Raw genomic sequence first — 21,492 nt, 5'->3', positions numbered from 1 at the left:
AAGGGTGTTTTATGTCTATTACATCAGGGCCTATTTTCAATGAATAGCAATATGACAGTCACTAAACGCAGTGGAGAGCGTGAAAATATCGATCTCGATAAAATCCACCGCGTTGTTACCTGGGCAGCTAAAGGATTAGACAAGGTATCTGTTTCCGAAGTAGAACTGCGCTCACATCTGCAGTTTTATGACGGTATTCCCACCGAAGCTATCCATGAGACCATTATCAAGGCCGCTGCTGACCTGATCTCTCCGGAGTCACCGGATTATCAATTCCTGGCTGCGCGACTGGCAATTTTCCATCTGCGCAAGAAAGCCTATGGTCAATTTGAACCACCGGCACTGTTTGACCATGTCACCCGCTTGGTCGATCTGGGCAAGTACGACAAACACATACTGGAAGATTACAGCAGGGAAGAGCTGGATCTGATGGACTCTTACATAGATCACAGCCGCGATCTGACCTTCTCTTACGCAGCAGTCAAGCAGCTGGAAGGCAAGTATCTGGTGCAAAACCGGGTCACCGGCGAAGTCTATGAAAGCGCCCAGTTCCTGTATATTCTGGTGGCCGCCTGTCTGTTTGCGGGTTATCCGCGCGAGACCCGCCTGCAGTACATCAAAGACTTCTATGATGCGGTATCGACCTTCAAGATTTCACTGCCGACGCCAATCATGTCCGGCGTGCGCACCCCTACCCGTCAGTTCAGCTCCTGTGTGCTGATCGAGTGTGGTGACAGCCTGGACTCCATCAATGCGACCGCCTCTTCGATTGTGAAGTATGTGAGTCAGCGCGCCGGTATCGGCGTCAATGCCGGCCGTATCCGCGCTCTGGGCAGTCCAATTCGTGGTGGTGAAGCCTTCCACACCGGCTGTATTCCATTCTATAAGTATTTCCAGACTGCGGTGAAGTCCTGCTCTCAGGGCGGCGTGCGTGGTGGTGCAGCGACCCTGTTCTACCCTATGTGGCACCTGGAAGTAGAATCACTGCTGGTTCTGAAGAACAACCGAGGTGTTGAAGACAACCGTATCCGTCATCTGGATTACGGCGTGCAGCTCAACAAGCTGATGTACACCCGTCTGATCAAAGGCGGCAACATTACGCTGTTCAGTCCCTCTGACGTACCGGGCCTGTATGATGCCTTCTTTGAAGATCAGGATGAATTCGAGCGTCTGTATGAACTCTATGAGCAGGACAGCAGTATTCGCAAGAAGACCCTCAGAGCGTCTGAGCTGTTTTCGCTGATGATGCAGGAACGCGCCTCAACCGGTCGTATCTATATCCAGAACGTGGATCACTGTAACACTCACAGTCCGTTCGATGCCAAGGTTGCACCAATCCGTCAGTCCAACCTGTGTCTGGAAATTGCGCTGCCAACCAAGCCGATGAACAACATCGACGATGAAACCGGTGAAATCGCCCTGTGTACCCTGTCTGCTTTGAACCTGGGCGCCATTGAGAGCCTGGATGAGCTGGAGCACCTGGCGGCACTGGCAGTACGTGCACTGGACAACCTGCTGGATTATCAGGATTACCCCATCAAGGCCGCACATATTGCGTCCATGAACCGTCGTACTCTGGGTATTGGTGTGATTAACTTCGCCAACTATCTGGCCAAGAACGGTGTGAAGTACTCTGACGGCAGTGGTAACAACCTGACTCACAAAACCTTTGAAGCGATTCAGTACTATCTGCTGAAGGCGTCGATGGAGCTGGCCAAAGAGCAAGGCGCCTGCCCTGCCTTTAACGAGACCACTTACTCTCAGGGCATTCTGCCGATTGACACTTATAAGTCGGCACTGGATGAGTACTGCAATGAGCCACTGCACCTGGACTGGGAAACCCTGCGTCAGGACATCATGCAATATGGCCTGCGTAACTCAACCCTGTCGGCATTGATGCCGTCAGAGACGTCATCGCAGATCTCCAATGCCACTAACGGCATTGAGCCGCCCCGCGGTCTTATCAGCGTCAAAGCCAGTAAAGATGGTCAGCTTAAGCAAGTCGTGCCGGATTTTGATGAGCTGAAAGACAAATATGAACTCCTGTGGCAAATGCCGGGCAATGAAGGCTATCTGCAACTGGTGGGTATCATGCAGAAGTTCGTGGATCAGGCGATTTCTGCGAATACCAATTATGACCCAAGCCGCTTTACCGGCCATAAAGTCCCCATGCAGCAGCTGCTGAAAGATTTGCTGACCGCATACAAACTGGGTGTGAAGACTCTGTACTATCACAACACCCGCGATGGCGCCTCAGACAAGCTAGATGGTCTGACAACCCTTGAGAAGGAAGATGATGGCTGTGCAGGCGGCGCCTGTAAGATCTAATCATCACCCAGTGAGTTTGTTGGGGCCTTGGGCCCCCGTTATCAGGAAGACACCATGACTTATTCAACTTTTTGTCAAACACCCAACGATGCCACCAAAGAACCCATGTTCTTTGGCCAACCGGTGAACGTCGCGCGCTATGACCAACAAAAGTATGAAGTCTTTGAAAAGCTGATTGAAAAGCAGTTGTCCTTCTTCTGGCGTCCGGAAGAAGTTGATGTAAGCCGCGACAAAATCGACTTTAACAAGCTGCCAGACCACGAGCAGCATATCTTTATTTCCAACCTCAAGTATCAGACGCTGCTGGACTCCATTCAGGGTCGCAGCCCCAACGTGGCATTTTTGCCACTGGTGTCTTTGCCTGAGTTGGAAACCTGGATTGAAACCTGGTCATTTTCCGAGACCATTCACTCGCGCTCCTACACGCACATCATCCGTAATATCGTCAACGATCCCAGCAAGATTTTTGACGATATCGTAGTGAACGAGCACATCCTCAAGCGGGCGGCGGATATCTCTGAGTATTACGACAAACTTATTCGTATGACTCAGGTATTCGAACTGCACGGTGAAGGTACTCACAGGATTGATGGTGAAGAGATCACGGTGTCACTGCGGGCGCTGAAAAAGCAACTGTATCTGTGCATGATGTCAGTGAACGCACTGGAAGCCATCCGTTTCTATGTCAGTTTTGCCTGCTCTTTCGCCTTTGCCGAGCGCAAGCTGATGGAAGGGAATGCCAAGATTATTCGTCTGATCGCCCGTGACGAAGCCCTGCACCTGAACGGCACTCAGCATATTCTGAGTCTGATGCAGTCCGGCAAGGATGATCCTGAGATGGAAGAGATTGCCATCGAATGTTACTCCGAGTGTTACGACCTGTTTGTCCGCGCCGCCGAGCAGGAAAAAGAGTGGGCCAAGTACCTGTTTAAGGACGGCTCCATGATTGGCCTGAACGAAAATATCCTGTGTCAGTATGTGGAATACATCACCAATGAACGTATGAAGGCCGTTAACCTGCCCCTGCCATACACAGAGGTAAGTAACCCACTGCCATGGATGAAAAACTGGCTGGAAAGTGATTCAGTGCAGGTCGCCCCGCAGGAAGTGGAAGTCTCCTCTTACCTGGTGGGTCAGATTGACTCTTCCATCGATGAAAATGAGTTCCTTGACTTTGATCTTTAAAAAAGACCCCATCGTCAGCCTACAAGGCCAGCCTGTGCTGCTGTTTAATCAGCAGCACAGCACCTTGCTGGAAGCGCTCGAATTCAAAAAGATTAAGATTTTCTCTGAGTGCCGCAGTGGTTATTGCGGCGCGTGCAAGACACGCCTGCTGGCTGGCAAGGTGACCTACCTGACGCCACCACTGGCGTCACTGGCAGCGGACGAATGTCTGCCCTGCTGCTGTGTGCCGGACAGCAATGTCAATCTCGACCTGTCTTCACAAGGCGTTCAGGTCATTACCCGCCCTCCTCACCAGCTACGTAAAACGCTGTTGCAGGACTGAGAGTAACGTTCATCTGCACCCGGTTGATGGCAGCTTGTCATTTCCGGGTGACAGATGTTGTCAGTGTTGTATTCACTTCATGTTGTCTCTGCTGTTTTTGTCACTGCCATGTTCACGGTTAAATCCCCTTCCTGGCCAACTGGCTGTGTAACTGATTGATTTGCATCAGAGCCGCCGAGCCATACCAGGGATGTAACTCCATAACCAGACTGCCCGCCTGAATTGCGGGATCTGACTCAGTCAGCTTTTTCGCTGTGTCAATATCGGCAACATTGAAAATGTAGATCCCCCTGAGCACACCATCGTCCAGAAAAGGCCCGGCCGGCACCAACAGGCCTTCATCGGCAAGACGTTTGATATTGTCCAGATGGGCGCGCTGCAATTCAGCCTTTTTCGCTTCTGTACCCTCACGGTTGGGACCGGCTTTGAGAAATGCCATGACATAAGATTTCATGCCATAGTCATCCGCCCCGGTTTGCGCCGCCAATTCAGGATTGAAGTCGCCGGCCTGAGCGCCAGGCACAGAAAGGCTGCTGACCATACTGACAAGCAGCACCAGCAGGGATAACGATAACCAGAGTCGTTTCATCATAAGCTCCTGCAGACCGACCTGCAGGAGCAGGCGGGATTATATTTGCGCGGCCAACTCGGCGCCCTGACGGATCGCGCGTTTGGCATCCAGTTCGGCGGCTACATCTACGCCACCTATTAAATGTACCGGAAGTCCGGTGGCGCGCAACTCAGCTTCCAGTTCGCGATTGGATTCTTGTCCGGCGCACAGTACCACCGTATCTACAGGCAATACCTCAGCGGCCTCGCCGATATGGATGTGCAACCCCTGCTCATCCAGCTTTTCATAACTCACACCGGTTTTGGTGATCACCCCATGCTGCTTGATAACACTGCGGTGCACCCAGCCACTGGTTTTGCCCAGTCCCTGACCAATTTTCGAGGTTTTCCGCTGCAGCAGATACACCTGCCTGAGTGGTACATGCTCGCCGGGCACCGGCTCCATCAATCCGCCGCGGTGTTGATAGCCGGTATCCACGCCCCATTGACGATACCAAACATCCGGGTTAACCGTACTGGAGACCGATTCACACAGGTAATGGGCCATATCAAAACCGATGCCACCTGCGCCAATCAGGGCGACCTTGTGACCAACATCAACCTCACCTCTGAGCACCTGCTGATAAGTCACTACCCGGGGAGAATCAAAGCCGGGGACATTGACCTTACGCGGTACCACACCACTTGCCAAAATGACTTCATCAAAGGTTTCATGCTGCAGCGTCTCGGCGGTAAAACGGGTATTGAGTTTCAAGCTGATCCCCAGCGCCTTGAACTGAGCATCGAAATAACGAATCGTCTCATCAAACTCCTCTTTACCGGGAATTTTACTGGCCAGATTGAACTGACCGCCGACCTCGCCTCTGGCCTCAAACACCACCACGTCATGGCCGCGCTGCGCAGCATAAACAGCAAAAGCCATGCCGGCAGGTCCTGCGCCTATCACAGCAAGGCGTTTTTTGATCTGAGCCGGCGTAAAATTAAGTTCGGTTTCAAAGCAGGCGCGCGGATTCACCAGGCAGGTCGCCCGTTTCATCGAGAAGGTATGATCCAGACAAGCCTGATTACAGCCGATACAGGTATTAATCAGATCTGCACGACCAGACGCAGCCTTGTTGACCAACTCAGGATCGGCCAGAAACGGCCGCGCCATCGACACCATATCGGCCTGACCGGAAGCCAGAATATGCTCTGCGACATTCGGCATATTAATGCGATTGGTGGCCACCAGCGGCACCGACACCTCGCTTTTCAGCTTTTCTGTCACCCAGGCAAAGGCCGCGCGGGGCACAGAGGTGACAATGGTGGGAATGCGCGCTTCGTGCCAGCCAATGCCGGTATTAATGAGGGTTACACCCGCTGATTCCAGCCACTTGGCCAGCTGTACGACTTCATCCCAGCTCGAGCCTTCATCAACCAAATCCAGCATGGACAGACGGAAGATAATAATAAAATCGCGGCCAACTTTTGCCCGGATACCTTTGACAATTTCCAGTGCCAAGCGACAGCGATTTTCAAAACTGCCACCCCATTCATCGCTGCGTTTGTTGGTGCGGGCACTGATGAACTGATTGATCAGATACCCTTCAGAGCCCATCACTTCCACACCGTCATAACCGGCTTCTTTTGCCAGTCTGGCGCAGCGAATATAGGCGCTGATGGTCCGTTTCACCTGCCAGGACGCCATGGCCCAGGGTTTGAAAGGAGTAATCGGCGCTTTAATGGCGCTCGGAGCCTGGGAAAACGGATGATAGCCGTAACGTCCCGCATGCAGGATTTGCATACAGATTTTGCCACCGGCTTGATGCACTGCGTCGGTCACTATCTGATGTTTACTGACCTGCCAGGGAAAGCTCAACTGCGACGCATGGGGTGCCAAACGGCCGCGCAAGTTGGGGGAGATGCCCCCGGTCACAATCAAACCGACCCCACCTTCTGTCCGCTCGCGGTAGAACGCCGCTAGTTTTTCAAAACCACCTTTCTCCTCTTCAAGCCCGGTGTGCATGGACCCCATCAACACCCGGTTTTTCAGGGTGGTAAAGCCCAGATCCAGTGATGAAAGTAAATGTGGATAGGGAGTATCCGCAGATCCCTGCGTTGTTATCATTTGCTCTGCCGGCATTCAAACACCCTTTTAAAACATGTGATTTAACGCAGCATACCCTGAGGCAGAAATGAGCTCAACATCTCACTGCACCATGATTGTTAAATTACTTTACAAATGAGAGGCGCGGATTCCGGGGATCTGAGTTAGCATAAGCCCGAGAGTTATTTTGAGGAGCGACTGTGGATGTCGACGAAACCATCTGTTATTCGACGTATTTTTGTCGGACTGTGGCGCACGGTAAACGGCCTGCGCAAACTTATATTGAATCTTCTGGTCTTTGGACTGCTGGCAGCTTTGATAGTGGCAATGACCGAAGAAGAGCCGGTCAGCGTTAAGCCGGATACCGCATTGGTGCTGGAGCTTTCCGGTTCGATTGTGGATCAGAAGCGCTATGTGGACCCCATCGAAGCATTGTTCAGTCAGGGCAAGAATAATCCCGATGAGCACGAAATCCTGCTGGCAGATGTGCTCGATACCATACATAACGCCGAAGTAGACAGCCGGATCAAGGCCATCGTGTTGGTGCTGCCGGATTTGCGCCGTGCCGGTATGAGTAAATTGCAGGTCATTGGCGAAGCACTGAACGAATTTCGAGCCTCAGGCAAACAGGTATTTGCCTACGGTAATTTCTTCGATCAGCAGCAATATTTGCTGGCCAGTTATGCTGATAAAATCTATCTCAACCCACAGGGCGGCGTGATGATAGATGGCCTCTCCAGCTACCAGATGTATTTCAAAAGTGCGCTGGAAAAACTGGATGTGCAAACTCACGTATTCAGGGTCGGAACCTACAAGTCAGCGGTTGAGCCATTCCTTCGCGATGATATGTCGCCAGCAGCCAAAGAGGCCAACACAGCACTGCTGAATGGTTTATGGCAATCCTATTCGGACACAGTGGCAGTCAACCGCCAGTTGCAGCCAGATCAGCTGTCGCTCAGCGCTGAAGATTATCTGGCGCAGCTGGACAAGGCCAATGGCCAGCCGGCTCAGGTTGCCATCAATCTCGGTTGGGTAGATAAACTGGTGACCCGCGATGGTTTTCGCGAAGAGATGAAACAACTGCTGCCTGAAGATAAAGAGCACCACAGTTTCCGCCAGGTGCATTTTGATGACTATCTGGCCTTGATGAAACAGCCGAGTCTGCCACTGAGCGAGCAAAACATAGGCGTGATTGTCGCCAAGGGCAAAATTCTCAACGGCTATCAACAACCGGGTGAAATTGGGGGGGAAAGCACCTCTGCCCTGCTGCGTAAAGCCCGATATGACGATGATATCAAGGCAGTAGTACTGAGAGTGGACAGCCCCGGAGGCAGTGCATTTGCCTCTGAGCAAATCCGTCAGGAAGTGCTGGCACTGCAAAAGGCCAATAAGCCTGTGGTGATCAGCATGGGCAGCGTTGCAGCATCAGGGGGGTACTGGATCTCCGCCGATGCCGATTATATTTTTGCCACGCCAACCACCATTACCGGCTCAATTGGTATATTTGGCATGATCACCACCTTTGAGAAAACACTGGCTAATCTCGGCATTTATACCGATGGCGTGGCCACGTCCGACTGGGCCGGTCTGTCGGTCACCCGGGCCCTGTCGCCTCAGGTCAGTGCAGTGATTCAAAGAGGGATAGAGCGCGGCTATCAGGAGTTTATCAATATCGTTGCCAGCGGCCGGGGCATGTCACCGCAGGACGTGGATAAAATCGCTCAGGGCCGGGTGTGGACAGGTGTCAAAGCACTGGAGTTAGGGCTGGTAGATGAGCTTGGTGATATGCAGCAGGCCGTCGCCAAAGCCGCAGAACTTGCTGGTTTAAGCCAATACGACACCCATTTGTTTGAACAGGAATTGTCAGCCGAGCAGCTATTTATCCAGCAACTGTTTGGTGCCGCATCCGGTTGGTTACCGGATCTGCGGGCAGATTCAGGGCTGCTGGAACAGTTGATCAATCAGGCCAAACTGGAGATCAGTCTGCTGGACAGCTTCAACGACCCCAATGGCATTTACCTTTACTGCGATACCTGCAACGACTGATTGAGCTCAAGCCCGGCATGATTGCCGGGCTTTGACTTAACACTCAGGTGAAAACCTCTCATTCACAAAGATTTAAGTAAACTTATCTTTCCGCTATACTTGCCGTCACCAGTCTTCCCCTACACAACACCATGAGCAAAGCAAATATCTATATCGCCTACACAGGCGGCACCATAGGGATGAAAAAAACCGATATCGGGTTTGTGCCGGCTTCAGGATTCCTGACTGAGTGTATTCAGGCCATGCCTGAGTTCTATCACGAAGAGATGCCCAACTTCGTGATCCAGGAATACAGTCCACTCATCGACTCCTCCAATATGAAGCCAACGGACTGGCAGCAAATCGCCAATGACATCAAAGCTAACTATGACAAATATGATGGATTTGTGATTCTGCATGGCACTGATACCATGGCCTACACCGCATCAGCGCTGTCATTTATGCTGCAGGGGCTATCCAAACCCGTCATAGTTACGGGTTCGCAGATCCCGCTCAGTCAGTTGCGCTCCGACGGTCAAACCAACCTGCTGAATTCACTGTATCTGGCCGCACACTATCCCATCGCCGAAGTCTGCCTGTATTTCAACAACAAACTGTTCCGTGGCAACCGCTCTACCAAAGCCCACGCCGATGGATTTGATGCGTTCGCCTCCCCCAACTTCCCAATGCTGGCCGAAGCCGGTATTAAAATCAGCCTGAAAAAAGGCGTGGTCTGCCAGCCCAGCAACAAGCCGCTGGAAGTGGCCTGTGTCAGACCTCAACCCATAGGTGTGGTCACCCTGTATCCCGGCATTTCCACTGAGATTTTCGTCAATATTCTGCAGCAACCGGTTAAGGCACTTATTTTGCTGACCTTTGGTGTGGGGAATGCGCCGGAAGATCCAGCGTTGCTGCAAACCCTGAAAGAAGCCGATGAGCGTGGAATTGTACTGGTGAACCTCACCCAGTGCTTCCAGGGACGGGTCAACATGTCAGGTTACGCGACCGGCACGGGCCTCAAGCGCAATGGGGTGATCAGCGGTGCCGACATGACCATTGAAGCCGCGCTGGCGAAATTGCATTATTTGCTGGGAAAAGATTTGCCACCGGATGAAATCAAACGTCAGATGCAACTTAATCTGGCCGGCGAACTGACTGAATAATTATTGAAATTTCACTTTCAAGTTCCCCAGAAGTAAAAGCAAGGGCAGCGATTCGCTGCCCTTTTTGCCACTGAACTACACTGAAGTTATGTCCAGTCAGGGATTGAACTTCATGCAACGAAATACTCTGCTGTTACTTGCGACCTTGCTCAGCGCGGCGGCGCTGACCATCACAGAGTTCGGGGTGTTTAGCCTGCCGGATTTCATCAGTGGCGCTATCAGTACCGTCTGTCTGACCATATTGCTCATCACCCTGCTGGATATTGTTGTGATGGCCAAAGCCAATACTGAGTACAAGTCAGAGAGCCAGTAACTGCTGTCTGGTAGCACCGGTGCTTTCAAAGACCTATTCAATCAGTTGCCGCACCGGTAAACATCAATCAGCAACCACCTGAGAGGCCATCACGGCTTCGAAACCCTCATGATAAGGCGGCAACATGCCCCACTCAGCTCTGGGGTCCCAACCCGGCGACGTCAACACAGTTTTCATATGACTGAAAGTCAAAAAGCCTTCCCGGCCGTGATAATGCCCCATGCCTGAATGACCTGTGCCGCCAAAAGGCGCATCGTGCATGGCAGCATGCAGCAGTGCGTCATTTACGGTAACACCGCCACTGCGGGTCATTGCCAGCACCAGCTCAAGCTCGCTGGCAAAGACATGGTTACCGTCACGTTCCTCACCGCTGCCAACATTTCCGCTACTGTCACTGTCACCAAACCAATACAACGCCAGCGGATTTGAGCGGGAATTGATATCTTCAATGACTTCGCTGATCTGCTGATATCCTTTGATGATTAACAGCGGCCCGAATATCTCCTGCTGCATGACTTTGGCGTCAGCGGCAGGCTCAAGCACCAGAGTTAATCCCAAACGGCGATCAGCCCCTACCTCATCACCATGACTGGATATCAATGTAATCCCTCTGTCCCGTGCATCCGCCAGCAATGATTCGATACGCTCCAGGTGCCTGTCATTGATGATGGGGGTCAGATCCCCATTGCCGGTGACAGTCGGATAAAGACGACGGAACTGATTCAGCAGCGCATCAATGACAGCATCTTTCGACTCAACCGGTACATACAGAATGTCCGGGCTGACACAAATCTGACCGCCATTGGTGCCTTTGGCTATCGCCAGACGGCGACAGTATTCCATCATGTCACCCTGACGGGAGATAATCGCCGGCGATTTACCGCCAAGTTCCAGAGTCACAGGCGTCAACTGCTGGGCCGCGGCAGTCATCACCTTTTTGCCAACTTCACCTGAGCCGGTAAACATCAGATGATCAAAACCGGCACCGGCAAACGCGGCGCCAAGCTCAGGGCCGCCATTCACTGTGCTGATCCATTCAGGGTCCAGGTGCAGGGCAATCAATTCAGCCAATACCTCGGCAGTACAGGGCGTCAGCTCAGAGGGTTTGAGGATAGCGCGATTGCCGGCGCCCAATACGCAGGCCAGCGGACTGAGCAAAGTATAAATGGGGGCATTCCAGGTACCCATAATCCCCACCACACCTTTGGCCTGAAAGCGCACTTCAGCGCTGGCACCCAGTTGGTCATAGGGGGAGAATACCGGCCGCTGCTGAAGTGTCATCCATTGACCCAGATTGTCCCGGGTATGCTTAAGCGATGCCATTGACCCAAGAATATCATTCATCAGGGAAAAACCACGGTGGCGACCGCCAAAATCAGTTTCCATGGCATCCACCAGCCGGCAGTGCCCCGCCACCAACATATCGATGACAGACTGGATCTGCGCCCGACGTTGTGCTGCATCAGTGACCGGCATTTTCCGGTGTGCCTGCCGCTGAGTGGTCAGCTGCCGGTTAAGCGCTTCGATAGAGGTACCCATCTGATTGACTGACATAAGTTCAGATCCATAAAACAAAGAAATATGGACTCTTGTTTACCCGCTTACGGTCAATAAGACATGGTCCAAACGGACCAACCCCATAGTGCTGGTTCTGCCATTGCCATCCAAAGTCAATGCAAATGCCAACCCCAGTATTCCTCGACCTGACTCAACAGCGCGGCAATTTATTTGAGTCACCCATTATCGCTGGTCATTAAGACCATGGCATCACGCAGCGAAAAACCGCCGGGACAGCTAGGTTAGTCCAAATCGACGATGGTCAGCCAATCACTTGTACCGATACTGACATCCTATCCCGCCTTCCCGCCTGCTTATCCTCTCTGGCGGGTGATCAGGCGCAGAAACGACAGCCCTGACAACATGGCACCCAAGTGGCCAGCAAGGAGTTTTTGATGACCCAGTCCAACCTGGATCCCCGGGCGCTGCGCAGCGCCTTGGGCACTTTTACAACCGGGGTGACCATTATCACCACCCGCGCCCAGGACGGCACCCCTGTGGGACTGACCGCCAACAGTTTCAATTCCGTATCGCTTGAGCCGCCGCTGGTGCTCTGGAGTCTGGCCAAAAGCGCCCTGAGTGTACCTGTGTTCACCGCCGCGGAGCACTGGAATGTGCATGTGTTGTCGATGGATCAGCAGGAACTGTCCAACCGCTTTGCGGCAAAAGGCGAAGACAAATTTCAGGGGCTGATGCTGGATGAGGGAAAAACCAGTGCGCCCCTGATCGGTCAGTGCAGCGCCAGATTTCAGTGCCGCACCGCCTTTGTTCATGATGGCGGCGACCATCTGATCTTCATCGGCGAAGTACTGGATTTCGATCACAGTGAATTGCCGCCTTTGGTATTCCAGAGTGGCCAGTATGCACTGACGGCCCGCAAGCCCCGAGAAGCGGTAACACTGAGTGACATACAGGCACCACTGGACTGCTGCTACACAGAAGATCTGCTGGGCTATCTGCTGGGACGGGCGCACTTCCAGATGATGCAGAAAATGCAGCAGGAGCTGGCCAAATTCGGCCTGGGCACGGCGCACTTTTTCGCGCTGTCAGTGCTGTCCATTCAGGGAAAACTGGATTTGGCCGGGTTGAATGCCCACATCAGCTACACAGGTCATGTGCTTGAGCATGAGCATATGCAGCAACTTGAACAGGCCGCACTGGTCAACATCGAAGACGAGCACTATCAGCTGACTCAGGAGGGGCATCAGGCGTGTTTGGGGCAGATTGCACAGGCCAAAGCCATCGAAGATGATCTGGTGGATGAAATCGGTCGCGGCGATGTCACCGCCCTCAAACTTCTGCTTAAACGCCTTATCCGTCAAACCGACCCCGGCCTGCCGGATCTCTGGAGCGGCCGCTGATGAAAACCGCGATGACTGAACATGAACAATGGGGCGCCATTCTGTTCCAGGCGCTGAAAGATCGACGCACCATTGCGCCAATCATCGGCAGCCAGCCTCTGCTGACCATAGACGATGCATATCGGATTTCGCTGCAGACCCTGAAGATGCGTCAGGCCAGCGGCGAGCAGGTCATAGGCAAAAAAATTGGCGTCACCAGCAAAGTGGTGCAGCAGATGCTGAATGTCCATCAACCGGACTTTGGCTTTCTGACTGACCGCATGCACTACCCGGCCGGGGCGGAAATCAGCATCCGTCAGGCAGGCCTGATTCAGCCCAGAGCCGAAGGCGAAATCGCGTTTTGCTTAAAACAGGATCTGACCGGCCCCGGGATCACCGCCGAGCAGGTACTGGATGCCACTGACTGGGTCGCGCCCTGCTTTGAGATAGTGGATTCACGCATCGATAACTGGCGCATCTCCATTATCGATACGGTGGCAGACAACGCCTCCTGTGGCGTGTTTGTCATCGGCAAGCAGCGCAGTTGCCCGCGCGCACTGGATTTGGCTGCGGCACAAATGAGTGTGTATCACAACGGTAAACTGGCTGGAACCGGGCTTGGCAGCGCGGTGCAGGGACATCCTGCTCAGGCGGTTGCCTGGCTGGCCAATACGCTGGGGCAATATGGTATTCCCTTCAAAAAAGGCGAAATTATCCTCTCCGGCGCCCTCGCCCCGCTGATTGACGTCGCTGCGGGAGACCATTTTTCCATGACCATCGAGGGACTGGGCGACTGCAACCTGAGTTTCTGTGACTGACAGATGTCTGAATATCAACAGGTCTTATTGCAAGGAATAGAGCATGAACAAGATTAAGTGCGCCCTGATAGGCTCGGGCAACATAGGCACAGATTTGATGTACAAGCTGCTGCGCAGCGAAGTGCTCGAGCCGGTATGGATGGTGGGCATTGACCCTGAGTCAGAAGGTCTGCAACGCGCTGCATCGGCCGGACTGAAAATCACGGCAGACGGTGTTGATGGCCTGCTGCCGCATATTCAGCAGGATGATATCCGCATCGCGTTCGATGCGACCTCTGCCTATGTTCATGCTGAAAACTCCCGGAAACTCAATGAACTGGGTGTATTAATGATCGATCTGACGCCCGCGGCCATCGGCCCTTTCTGCGTGCCGCCGGTCAATCTCGACAACCTCAGGCCCGGCACGCTCAATGTCAACATGGTTACCTGCGGTGGCCAGGCCACCATTCCCATGGTGGCTGCGGTCTCAAGGGTTCAGCAGGTGGAATACGCCGAAATTGTCGCCACTGTCTCCTCCCGCTCGGTGGGCCCCGGCACCCGCCAGAATATCGATGAGTTTACCCGCACCACGGCCAGCGCGGTTGAGCAGGTGGGCGGCGCGGCAAAAGGCAAGGCGATCATCATTATCAACCCGGCAGAGCCGCCGCTGCTGATGCGCGATACCATTCATTGCCTGACCGAAGAAACACCCGATGAGCAGGCCATTACAGCCTCAGTAAACGCGATGATTGCCGAAGTACAACGGTATGTACCGGGCTACAAGCTGAAAAATGGTCCGGTTTTCGACGGCCGTAAAGTGTCGGTATTTCTCGAAGTCGAAGGGCTGGGCGACTTCCTGCCTGCTTACGCCGGCAACCTGGACATTATGACGGCATCAGCGGCCCGCACCGCGGAAATGTTCGCCGATATCATGCTGGCTCAACAGTAAGGAATTGCACCATGAATTTAACTGCAAAGCGGGTGAAACTGCACGACATGTCCCTGCGTGACGGCATGCACGCCAAACGCCATCAGATCAGCGTTGAAGAAATGGTGCGGGTCGCCTGTGGGCTTGATCGCGCCGGTATTCCATTGATAGAAGTCACCCATGGCGATGGTTTGGGTGGCGCATCCCTCAACTATGGCTTCCCGGCTCACAGCGATGAAGAATACCTCGGCGCCGTGATCCCCAGGATGACGCAGGCAAAAATCTCGGCCCTGCTGCTGCCGGGGATTGGCACCGCGGATCATCTGCGCATGGCACATGAACTTGGCGTTGGGACCATCAGAGTAGCGACACACTGCACTGAGGCCGATGTTTCTGCCCAGCACATCGGCCTTGCCCGCACACTGGGACTCGATACTGTGGGATTTCTGATGATGGCGCACATGGCTTCGCCCCAAAAGCTGGTCGAGCAGGCGCTGCTGATGGAATCTTACGGTGCCAACTGCATCTATTGCACCGACTCAGCAGGTTATATGTTGCCTGCGGATGTCACTGACCGCATCAGTTTGCTGCGGGATAAACTCAGGCCAGAGACAGAAATCGGTTTCCACGGCCATCACAATCTGGGCATGAGCATTCCCAACTCGCTGGCGGCCATGGCGGCCGGTGCCGACCGCATCGATGGCTCAGTGGCCGGGCTTGGTGCGGGCGCGGGCAACACGCCGCTGGAAGTGTTTGTAGCTGTGCTGGAAAGAATGCAGGTTGATCACGGTATCAAACTGTACGATCTGATGGATGTAGCAGAAGATTTGGTGGTGCCCATGATGGAGCAGCCGATCCGCATCGACAGGGATGCGCTGACCCTGGGCTATGCCGGTGTCTACTCCTCCTTTTTGCTGTTTGCCCAGCGCGCCGAGAAAAAATACGGTGTACCGGCGCGGGATATTCTGCTGGAGCTGGGCAGACGCGGCACAGTCGGCGGACAGGAGGATATGATTGACGATACCGCCATGACCATGGCCAACCAACGTCAACACCACCAGCCAGGTTAATCCTATGGGTCAACTGATGCGAATGTATCGGCAGCAGGGATTACTGCTGCTGTTGACCTGTTTGTATATCCAGATGTTCACCGGCAGGCAAATACTGTCGGTGATGATAGAGCCTGTCAAAAGTGAATTTGCAGCGACCGATGCGCAAATGGGGATAGTCACGGGTCTGGCGTTTGCACTGGTGTTTGCCCTGCTCTGCCTGCCCGCCGGGCGACTGGTTGACCGCGTCAACCGCACCCGTCTGCTGGCAGTATGTGCGCTGATCTGGGCGCTGGCTACCTGGCTGGGGGCCACCGTTCAGACCCTGGGGGCGCTGATCGCACTGCGGATGTTGATCGCCTTTGCAGAAGTCCCGGTTGCCTCCGCCTCGATATCACTGATCTCCGATGTTTATCCTGTCAGTCGGCGTGCTTTTGCCATCAGTATCTTCTCCTCAGCCGCTACCTTTTCAGCCATTCTGGCCCTGAGCCTGGGAGCTTATGTGGTCAATCAACTGGGCTGGCGCGACAGCTTTATGCTGGTCGCTCTGCCCGCCCTGCCACTGGCGCTGATGTTATGGTTGACAGCTGAGCCAGCAACGCATCATGAACATCGAACATCGCAGACTGCCAACGGACAACTCGCGTTGAGTTTGCGACAAAGTCTCAGGCTGGTGTGGCAGGATAACCGGGTCAGATTACTAATCCTGGCGTGCGCGCTTGGAACCATGGGCTCCAACGCTTACGCCATGTGGAATACCTCCTTTTTGGTCCGCCACCATGACATGACCTTGCAGAACGCCGGTTTACTGGCCGGGATTGTGGGCGGCGGAGCGTCGGCATCAGGCATGTTGTTCAGTGGTTGGCTGGCAGACCGCCATTATGGCCGTCCGGGGCCGCTGCGCCTGGCGATTATCGGCAATCTGCTGGGGTTCAGCGCACTCATTATCTATCTGTTATTCCCCGCAGAATACTTTGTCCGCCTGGCGGATATTCGTCTGCCCTTAGCTATGCTGGCCTGTGCCATTGCAGGCTTCTTTTCGGTATTCTGGGTCGGCCCCTGTATGTCGGTATTAACCCAGATGGTTTCCCCTCAGACTCGCGGTGTTGCTGTGTCACTGCAAACCCTGCTGGTGACTTTGCTGGGTTTTGGTGTGGGACCGGTTATCGCGGGAGCGCTGAGTGATAAACTCACACCTGTTTTTGCAGATGATGCGCTGAGTGTGGCGATTATCGTGACCAACATCAGTGTACTGATTGCGACGCTGATGCTCTGGTGGTTGCAACGCCGCTATCTGGATGTGAGCAGCCCAGGACAGGAGCAAGAAAAAGTGGATGAGCTCACCGATACTGCGGGCGACTGTGCCCGGCAAATCTGACGTTTGGTAAATGCCAACAATGGCACAGCTCGTCCTATCCAGAACGATTGACCGGCAACTAGTCTCAGCGGACGAGGACAAATACCGGCTAGCTGTATCAAATAACGCATAAATCATAACAAGGAGTCTCAAATGGCAGTCATTGCAGTGACCGGCAGTGCGTCGGGAATTGGCGCCGCGGTCTGTCAACAATTGGCGGAGCAAGGGCATCAAATTATTGGCATAGATCGTAACGCCAACGACAAATTTACCCGGATTGCCGCCGATCTAGCCAGTCCCCAGGGACGCAGCGCGGCAATTGAACATGTGCAGACTCTGGCCGATGGAAAATTGTCCGCCCTCGTCTGCTGCGCCGGCGTCGGTGTAACCGCACCTGACGCAGCGCTAATCACGTCAGTCAACTACTTTGGCGTAACCGAATTGGTAGACGGTCTTAAAGCCTCGATCGTCAGCAATGGCAATCCTGCTGTGGTCATTATTGGTTCAGTCGCTGCGGTGGCTCAGTTAGCCACTCCCCATGAAATGGTTGAAACCATGCTGGCCGGCGATGAAGCCAAAACCCGTGAGCTGGCACTGCAGGCAAATGCCCCACAGCACAGTTACGCGGCCTCAAAATATGCCGTGACCTGCTGGGCACGTCAGCAGGCCGCCAAACAGGCCGCCACCGGACTAAGGATCAATGTGATAGCCCCGGGCGCTGTGGAAACCCCACTCCATCAAGCCTCTAAAGAAGATCCCAGGTTTGGCGAAGCGGTGAAGAAATTTGTCGCGCCGATTGGCCGCGCCGGGCAACCCAAAGAAATCGCTTCGGCCGTTGCTTTTTTGCTGTCAGCGCAGGCTTCATTCATCACCGGCAGCGTGCTGTTTGTCGATGGCGGCATGGATGCCATGGTGCGCAGCCGCTATTTTTAGGTCGACTGCCACAAATCATTATTCTGTTTAAAAAAACTTGTTATACCAATTTCATTTAGTTGATCTGTTTCAGCGGGAGTTCAATCGTTTGAGACTAGGACATTGAAACCTGCACTGCGTGAGTGTGTCGGAAAATATGCGTCTGCGTTGCATTGCTCTCAAAGGGAACGCCCCCTTAATCAACCAATGCACCTTGAATCAGAAACCCTGACATGCTCTGAATTGATCAGACGATCAATGGAGTTGGTATTGCATCCGGGTTCGATAAATACGATGCTCAGAAAATAAGAAAGCCCCGCCGCAAAACGGCAGGGCTTTTTTGTTGGCAATCGGCTTAGCGGCCAACATTTTCCATGATCAGCACTATGGCTTCACCAAATGTCGCGAACAGAATGCCGAAAAATACAGCAATGACCGCGATATAGGACAGCCAGCGCAGGTATAAAATACCGCTATCCATTAGAGTTTACACAGTCCCTAAATAATGCTTTAACGCTTGATTATTATCGTTTTACACTGAACCCGAAGTGGCTTCAGCCAATTTTTTCCAGACCGCCCATGTATGGACGCAGCGCTTCAGGTACAGTCACACTGCCATCGGCATTCTGGTAGTTTTCCAGAATCGCCACCAGGGTACGACCCACTGCCAGACCAGAACCATTGAGGGTATGCACCAGAGTCGGTTTGCCATCGGCACCACGGTAACGGGCTTGCATACGACGAGCCTGGAAGTCCTGCATGTTGCTGCATGAAGAGATTTCACGGTAAGTATTCTGTGCAGGCACCCACACTTCGATGTCGTAGGTCTTGCTTGAACCAAAGCCCATATCTCCGGTACACAGTACCACTACGCGGTATGGCAGACCCAGTTTCTGCAAGATCTTCTCGGCGTGGCCGGTCAGCTCTTCCAGTGCGTTCATGGAATTTTCAGGCTTGACGATCTGCACCAGCTCTACCTTATCAAACTGGTGTTGACGAATAAGACCACGGGTGTCTTTACCGTAAGAGCCAGCTTCAGAGCGGAAGCAAGGAGTGTGGGCAGTCATCTTAATCGGCAGCTCAGACTCATCCAGTATGCAGTCACGGACCAGGTTGGTCAGTGGCACTTCTGCAGTTGGGATCAGGCTCAGACCCTGACCTTCTTCGGTTGCAGGTTTGGTGTGGAACAGGTCTTCACCAAACTTTGGCAGCTGACCGGTACCCAGCAGACTGTCGGCGTTGACCAGATAAGGCACATAGGCTTCGGTATAACCGTGTTCCAGCGTGTGAGTATCCAGCATAAATGCCGCCAGAGCACGGTGCATACGGGCAATCTGACCTTTCATCACGATAAAACGTGAACCGGTAATTTTCACTGCACTCTTAAAATCCAGTCCCTGCAGGCCTTCACCCACATCAACGTGATCTTTGAGTTCAAAATCAAAGTTGCGTGGCTCACCCCAGGTACGTACTTCCACGTTTTCATTTTCGTCGGCGCCCACTGGCACAGACTCATGTGGCAGGTTTGGGGTAGTCATAGCAATGGCCGAAATGTCATTCAGCAGATCCGCCAACTCCTGTTTTCTGGCATCCAGCTGGGAACCCAGATCACCCACCTGCGCCATAATAGGTGCAACATCTTCGCCGCGAGCCTTGGCCTGACCAATGGACTTGGAGATGGCATTGCGCTTGGCCTGCAGTTCTTCGGTTTCTACCTGCAGGGACTTACGCTTCTCTTCCAGCTTCTGGATACGATCAACGTCGAGGATGAAGCCGCGGGTCGCCAGGCGTTCCGCTGTCACTTCCAGTTCAGTGCGCAAAAATTTAGGATCTAACATGACTTATTTTCTTAATAGTTAAACGCGAGAAAAGACCAGTTGCTGGCCCAGATATACTACAACGAGGCAGATAGTCAGGTTCAGCACCACATTGAGGCCGGCTTTCAGCCATTCGCCATCCTGCATCAATAACAGGGTTTCGTTGGAAAAAGTGGAAAAAGTTGTCAGGGCACCAAGCAGCCCGACACCTATCATAGCTTTGAGTTCAGGACTGACATGGCTCACTTCGCCCAACGCGTAAATGACACCCATAATAAAGGAGCCCAGCACGTTAACTGTCAGTGTACCAAAAGGAAATCCGGTGCCAAATACCTGGATCATAAATATTGATATCAAATAACGACAAACCGCACCTATGGCGCCGCCCATGGCGACAAACAGGATGTTAGTCATCATAACGCTTGATCTCACTGGTTAAATCGAGCTGGGCCAGATGAGCCAACTTATCCTTAATCCTTTTTTCAAATCCCCGCTCGGTGGGGAAATAGAAACGACTGTCCTTGAGTGGCTCCGGAAAGTAGTTTTCACCCATGGCATAGGCATTGGGCTCATCATGAGCATACCTGTAACCTTCACCGATGCCCATGTCTTTCATCAGGCCGGTAGGGGCATTGCGCAAATGCACAGGCACCGGCTGATTGCCGGTTTCCCGCGCGAGCGCTCTGGCCGCTTTGAATGCGGTATAGACTGCATTGCTCTTGGGCGCGCTGGCCAGATAAACCACCGCCTGCGCGATAGCGCGCTCACCCTCAGCAGGGCCGACCCGATGGAAACACTCCCAGGCATTAATGGCAACTGTCATGGCCTGAGGATCGGCATTACCGATATCTTCTGAGGCAATCGCCAGCAGACGTCGGGCGACATACAAAGGATCGCCGCCGCCTTCAAGAATACGGCAAAACCAGTACAGCGCAGCATCCGGCGCAGAGCCGCGAATGGATTTATGCACGGCAGAAATCAGATCGTAATAGAGATCGCCATTTTTGTCGTAGCCAGCCAGTTGCACACCGGCAACCTGAGTCAGCATGTCCAGGGTAAACGTGCCGCCATCCGCTACCATATCGCTCATCAGCTCAAGCAAATTTAGTGACTTGCGGCCATCACCGTCACACACCTGCGCCAGCTGAGTCAGTACTTCGTCAGGCATGACGAGCTGACGCTTTCCCAGCCCACGCTCTTTGTCGTGCAGCGCCTGGGTAACAATCTGGGTGATTTCATCGGCGGTGAGTTTATTGATCAGATACACCCTGGCCCGCGACAACAGTGCATTGTTGATTTCAAACGATGGGTTCTCTGTAGTCGCACCGATGAAGATGACAGTGCCATCTTCAATGAAGGGCAGAAACGCATCCTGCTGACTTTTATTGAACCTGTGAACCTCGTCCACAAACAGCAAAGTGCGCTGACCTCTGGCCTGAGCCACGGCTTTTGCTTGCTCAATCGCGGCCCGGATTTCTTTAACGCCGGAGGTGACAGCCGAGATGCGCTCAACATGGGCATTGGCATAATGCGCGACCAGTTCAGCCAGCGTGGTTTTGCCGGTTCCAGGTGGCCCCCAGAACAGCATGGAGTGAGCACGTCCCGCCTCCAGCGCCTTGCGCAGCGGCTGGCCTTCACCCAGCAGATGTGCCTGACCGATATACTCAACGATATCCCGCGGACGCATTCGCGCAGCCAGTGGACGGAAGTCCGGCGCGAAATCAAAACTCATACTGCTCACGC

The 21,492-nt window shown here is 53.4% G+C and carries 19 protein-coding genes; 12 read left to right on the top strand and 7 right to left on the bottom strand.

The window, feature by feature from the left end; translation table 11 throughout:
* Window positions 1–39 precede the first annotated feature (39 nt).
* The 3 genes from nrdA to yfaE are packed head-to-tail and all read left to right on the top strand — an operon-like array spanning window position 40 to window position 3,835.
* Window positions 40–2,328, top strand: a complete 2,289-nt coding sequence (gene nrdA, locus ACRRUX_RS19210; protein ID WP_432533584.1) for a class 1a ribonucleoside-diphosphate reductase subunit alpha — start codon at window positions 40–42, stop codon at window positions 2,326–2,328.
* 54 nt (window positions 2,329–2,382) lie between these two features.
* A complete protein-coding gene (nrdB, locus tag ACRRUX_RS19205) occupies window positions 2,383–3,513 on the top strand; it encodes a class Ia ribonucleoside-diphosphate reductase subunit beta (RefSeq protein WP_432533581.1) in 1,131 nt (376 codons plus the stop codon).
* On the top strand, window positions 3,488–3,835 hold the full coding sequence (gene yfaE / locus ACRRUX_RS19200; protein ID WP_432533578.1) for a class I ribonucleotide reductase maintenance protein YfaE: 348 nt from the start codon (window positions 3,488–3,490) through the stop codon (window positions 3,833–3,835). The genes nrdB and yfaE overlap by 26 nt, the downstream gene beginning before the upstream one ends.
* Window positions 3,836–3,953: 118 nt before the next feature.
* On the opposite strand, the gene ACRRUX_RS19195 is transcribed toward yfaE, so the two are convergent.
* Both ACRRUX_RS19195 and ACRRUX_RS19190 read right to left on the bottom strand, forming a co-directional pair.
* A complete protein-coding gene (locus ACRRUX_RS19195) occupies window positions 3,954–4,427 on the bottom strand; it encodes a YciI family protein (RefSeq protein ID WP_432533575.1) in 474 nt (157 codons plus the stop codon).
* A gap of 36 nt (window positions 4,428–4,463) precedes the next feature.
* On the bottom strand, window positions 4,464–6,512 hold the full coding sequence (locus ACRRUX_RS19190; RefSeq protein ID WP_432533572.1) for an FAD-dependent oxidoreductase: 2,049 nt from the start codon (window positions 6,510–6,512) through the stop codon (window positions 4,464–4,466).
* 183 nt (window positions 6,513–6,695) lie between these two features.
* Here ACRRUX_RS19190 and sppA point away from each other — a divergent pair, with 183 nt between their 5' ends.
* From sppA to ACRRUX_RS19175, 3 genes are all read left to right on the top strand, one after another.
* The gene (sppA, locus tag ACRRUX_RS19185; protein ID WP_432533569.1) at window positions 6,696–8,537 is read left to right on the top strand and encodes a signal peptide peptidase SppA; all 1,842 of its coding nucleotides are present in this window, start codon (window positions 6,696–6,698) and stop codon (window positions 8,535–8,537) included.
* A gap of 131 nt (window positions 8,538–8,668) precedes the next feature.
* Window positions 8,669–9,679, top strand: a complete 1,011-nt coding sequence (gene ansA, locus ACRRUX_RS19180; RefSeq protein WP_432533566.1) for an asparaginase — start codon at window positions 8,669–8,671, stop codon at window positions 9,677–9,679.
* A 112-nt stretch (window positions 9,680–9,791) separates the two neighbouring features.
* Entirely contained in the window at window positions 9,792–9,992 is a 201-nt protein-coding gene (locus tag ACRRUX_RS19175; RefSeq protein ID WP_432533563.1) for a hypothetical protein, read from the top strand.
* A 63-nt stretch (window positions 9,993–10,055) separates the two neighbouring features.
* Here the strand turns inward: ACRRUX_RS19175 and ACRRUX_RS19170 are convergent, their stop codons facing one another.
* Complete coding sequence (locus tag ACRRUX_RS19170) at window positions 10,056–11,546, bottom strand: coniferyl aldehyde dehydrogenase (RefSeq protein ID WP_432533560.1); 1,491 nt, start codon at window positions 11,544–11,546, stop codon at window positions 10,056–10,058.
* A gap of 398 nt (window positions 11,547–11,944) precedes the next feature.
* On the opposite strand from ACRRUX_RS19170, the gene ACRRUX_RS19165 reads away from it, so the two are divergent.
* From ACRRUX_RS19165 to ACRRUX_RS19140, 6 genes are all read left to right on the top strand, one after another.
* Window positions 11,945–12,910 carry a flavin reductase gene (locus ACRRUX_RS19165; RefSeq protein WP_432533557.1) on the top strand — a complete coding sequence of 322 codons (966 nt, stop codon included), beginning with the start codon at window positions 11,945–11,947 and terminating at the stop codon, window positions 12,908–12,910.
* Window positions 12,910–13,707, top strand: coding sequence for a fumarylacetoacetate hydrolase family protein (locus tag ACRRUX_RS19160; protein ID WP_432533554.1), 798 nt, complete (start codon window positions 12,910–12,912; stop codon window positions 13,705–13,707). The genes ACRRUX_RS19165 and ACRRUX_RS19160 overlap by 1 nt, the downstream gene beginning before the upstream one ends.
* Before the next feature lie 43 nt (window positions 13,708–13,750).
* Window positions 13,751–14,635 carry an acetaldehyde dehydrogenase (acetylating) gene (locus ACRRUX_RS19155; protein WP_432533551.1) on the top strand — a complete coding sequence of 295 codons (885 nt, stop codon included), beginning with the start codon at window positions 13,751–13,753 and terminating at the stop codon, window positions 14,633–14,635.
* A gap of 11 nt (window positions 14,636–14,646) precedes the next feature.
* A complete protein-coding gene (gene dmpG / locus ACRRUX_RS19150; RefSeq protein ID WP_432533548.1) occupies window positions 14,647–15,684 on the top strand; it encodes a 4-hydroxy-2-oxovalerate aldolase in 1,038 nt (345 codons plus the stop codon).
* A 4-nt stretch (window positions 15,685–15,688) separates the two neighbouring features.
* The gene (locus ACRRUX_RS19145) at window positions 15,689–17,041 is read left to right on the top strand and encodes an MFS transporter (RefSeq protein WP_432533545.1); all 1,353 of its coding nucleotides are present in this window, start codon (window positions 15,689–15,691) and stop codon (window positions 17,039–17,041) included.
* A 132-nt stretch (window positions 17,042–17,173) separates the two neighbouring features.
* Entirely contained in the window at window positions 17,174–17,953 is a 780-nt protein-coding gene (locus tag ACRRUX_RS19140; protein ID WP_432533542.1) for an SDR family oxidoreductase, read from the top strand.
* Window positions 17,954–18,287: 334 nt separating this feature from the next.
* Here ACRRUX_RS19140 and ACRRUX_RS19135 read toward each other — a convergent pair whose 3' ends face one another.
* The 4 genes from ACRRUX_RS19135 to ACRRUX_RS19120 all read right to left on the bottom strand — a co-directional run bounded on the left by ACRRUX_RS19135 (window position 18,288) and on the right by ACRRUX_RS19120 (window position 21,490).
* Window positions 18,288–18,413, bottom strand: coding sequence for a hypothetical protein (locus ACRRUX_RS19135; RefSeq protein WP_432533539.1), 126 nt, complete (start codon window positions 18,411–18,413; stop codon window positions 18,288–18,290).
* 73 nt (window positions 18,414–18,486) lie between these two features.
* Window positions 18,487–19,770: a serine--tRNA ligase gene (gene serS / locus ACRRUX_RS19130; protein WP_432533536.1), complete on the bottom strand. Its 1,284-nt coding sequence runs from the start codon at window positions 19,768–19,770 to the stop codon at window positions 18,487–18,489.
* 18 nt (window positions 19,771–19,788) lie between these two features.
* Window positions 19,789–20,163 (bottom strand): fluoride efflux transporter CrcB, encoded by a 375-nt coding sequence (gene crcB / locus ACRRUX_RS19125; RefSeq protein ID WP_432533656.1) that lies wholly within the window; start codon window positions 20,161–20,163, stop codon window positions 19,789–19,791.
* Entirely contained in the window at window positions 20,156–21,490 is a 1,335-nt protein-coding gene (locus ACRRUX_RS19120; RefSeq protein WP_432533533.1) for a replication-associated recombination protein A, read from the bottom strand. Before ACRRUX_RS19120 ends, crcB begins: the two co-directional genes overlap by 8 nt.
* Window positions 21,491–21,492 lie beyond the last annotated feature (2 nt).

The organism is Shewanella sp. GXUN23E (genome assembly GCF_050865035.1).
In the GTDB taxonomy this organism is placed as follows: Bacteria; Pseudomonadota; Gammaproteobacteria; order Enterobacterales; family Shewanellaceae; genus Shewanella.
This window is presented reverse-complemented; position numbering and strand designations above follow the sequence as displayed.

Bases quoted from the DNA above. Each gene is read 5' to 3' on its own strand.
- ACRRUX_RS19135 (WP_432533539.1), bottom strand. From the start codon at position 18,413: ATGGATAGCGGTATTTTATACCTGCGCTGGCTGTCCTATATCGCGGTC.
- nrdA (WP_432533584.1), top strand. From the start codon at position 40: ATGAATAGCAATATGACAGTCACTAAACGCAGTGGAGAGCGTGAAAAT.
- nrdB (WP_432533581.1), top strand. From the start codon at position 2,383: ATGACTTATTCAACTTTTTGTCAAACACCCAACGATGCCACCAAAGAA.
- yfaE (WP_432533578.1), top strand. From the start codon at position 3,488: ATGAGTTCCTTGACTTTGATCTTTAAAAAAGACCCCATCGTCAGCCTA.
- ACRRUX_RS19145 (WP_432533545.1), top strand. From the start codon at position 15,689: ATGGGTCAACTGATGCGAATGTATCGGCAGCAGGGATTACTGCTGCTG.
- dmpG (WP_432533548.1), top strand. From the start codon at position 14,647: ATGAATTTAACTGCAAAGCGGGTGAAACTGCACGACATGTCCCTGCGT.
- sppA (WP_432533569.1), top strand. From the start codon at position 6,696: ATGTCGACGAAACCATCTGTTATTCGACGTATTTTTGTCGGACTGTGG.
- ACRRUX_RS19195 (WP_432533575.1), bottom strand. From the start codon at position 4,427: ATGATGAAACGACTCTGGTTATCGTTATCCCTGCTGGTGCTGCTTGTC.
- crcB (WP_432533656.1), bottom strand. From the start codon at position 20,163: ATGACTAACATCCTGTTTGTCGCCATGGGCGGCGCCATAGGTGCGGTT.
- ACRRUX_RS19140 (WP_432533542.1), top strand. From the start codon at position 17,174: ATGGCAGTCATTGCAGTGACCGGCAGTGCGTCGGGAATTGGCGCCGCG.
- ACRRUX_RS19165 (WP_432533557.1), top strand. From the start codon at position 11,945: ATGACCCAGTCCAACCTGGATCCCCGGGCGCTGCGCAGCGCCTTGGGC.
- ACRRUX_RS19190 (WP_432533572.1), bottom strand. From the start codon at position 6,512: ATGATAACAACGCAGGGATCTGCGGATACTCCCTATCCACATTTACTT.
- ACRRUX_RS19160 (WP_432533554.1), top strand. From the start codon at position 12,910: ATGAAAACCGCGATGACTGAACATGAACAATGGGGCGCCATTCTGTTC.
- serS (WP_432533536.1), bottom strand. From the start codon at position 19,770: ATGTTAGATCCTAAATTTTTGCGCACTGAACTGGAAGTGACAGCGGAA.
- ACRRUX_RS19175 (WP_432533563.1), top strand. From the start codon at position 9,792: ATGCAACGAAATACTCTGCTGTTACTTGCGACCTTGCTCAGCGCGGCG.
- ACRRUX_RS19170 (WP_432533560.1), bottom strand. From the start codon at position 11,546: ATGTCAGTCAATCAGATGGGTACCTCTATCGAAGCGCTTAACCGGCAG.
- ansA (WP_432533566.1), top strand. From the start codon at position 8,669: ATGAGCAAAGCAAATATCTATATCGCCTACACAGGCGGCACCATAGGG.
- ACRRUX_RS19155 (WP_432533551.1), top strand. From the start codon at position 13,751: ATGAACAAGATTAAGTGCGCCCTGATAGGCTCGGGCAACATAGGCACA.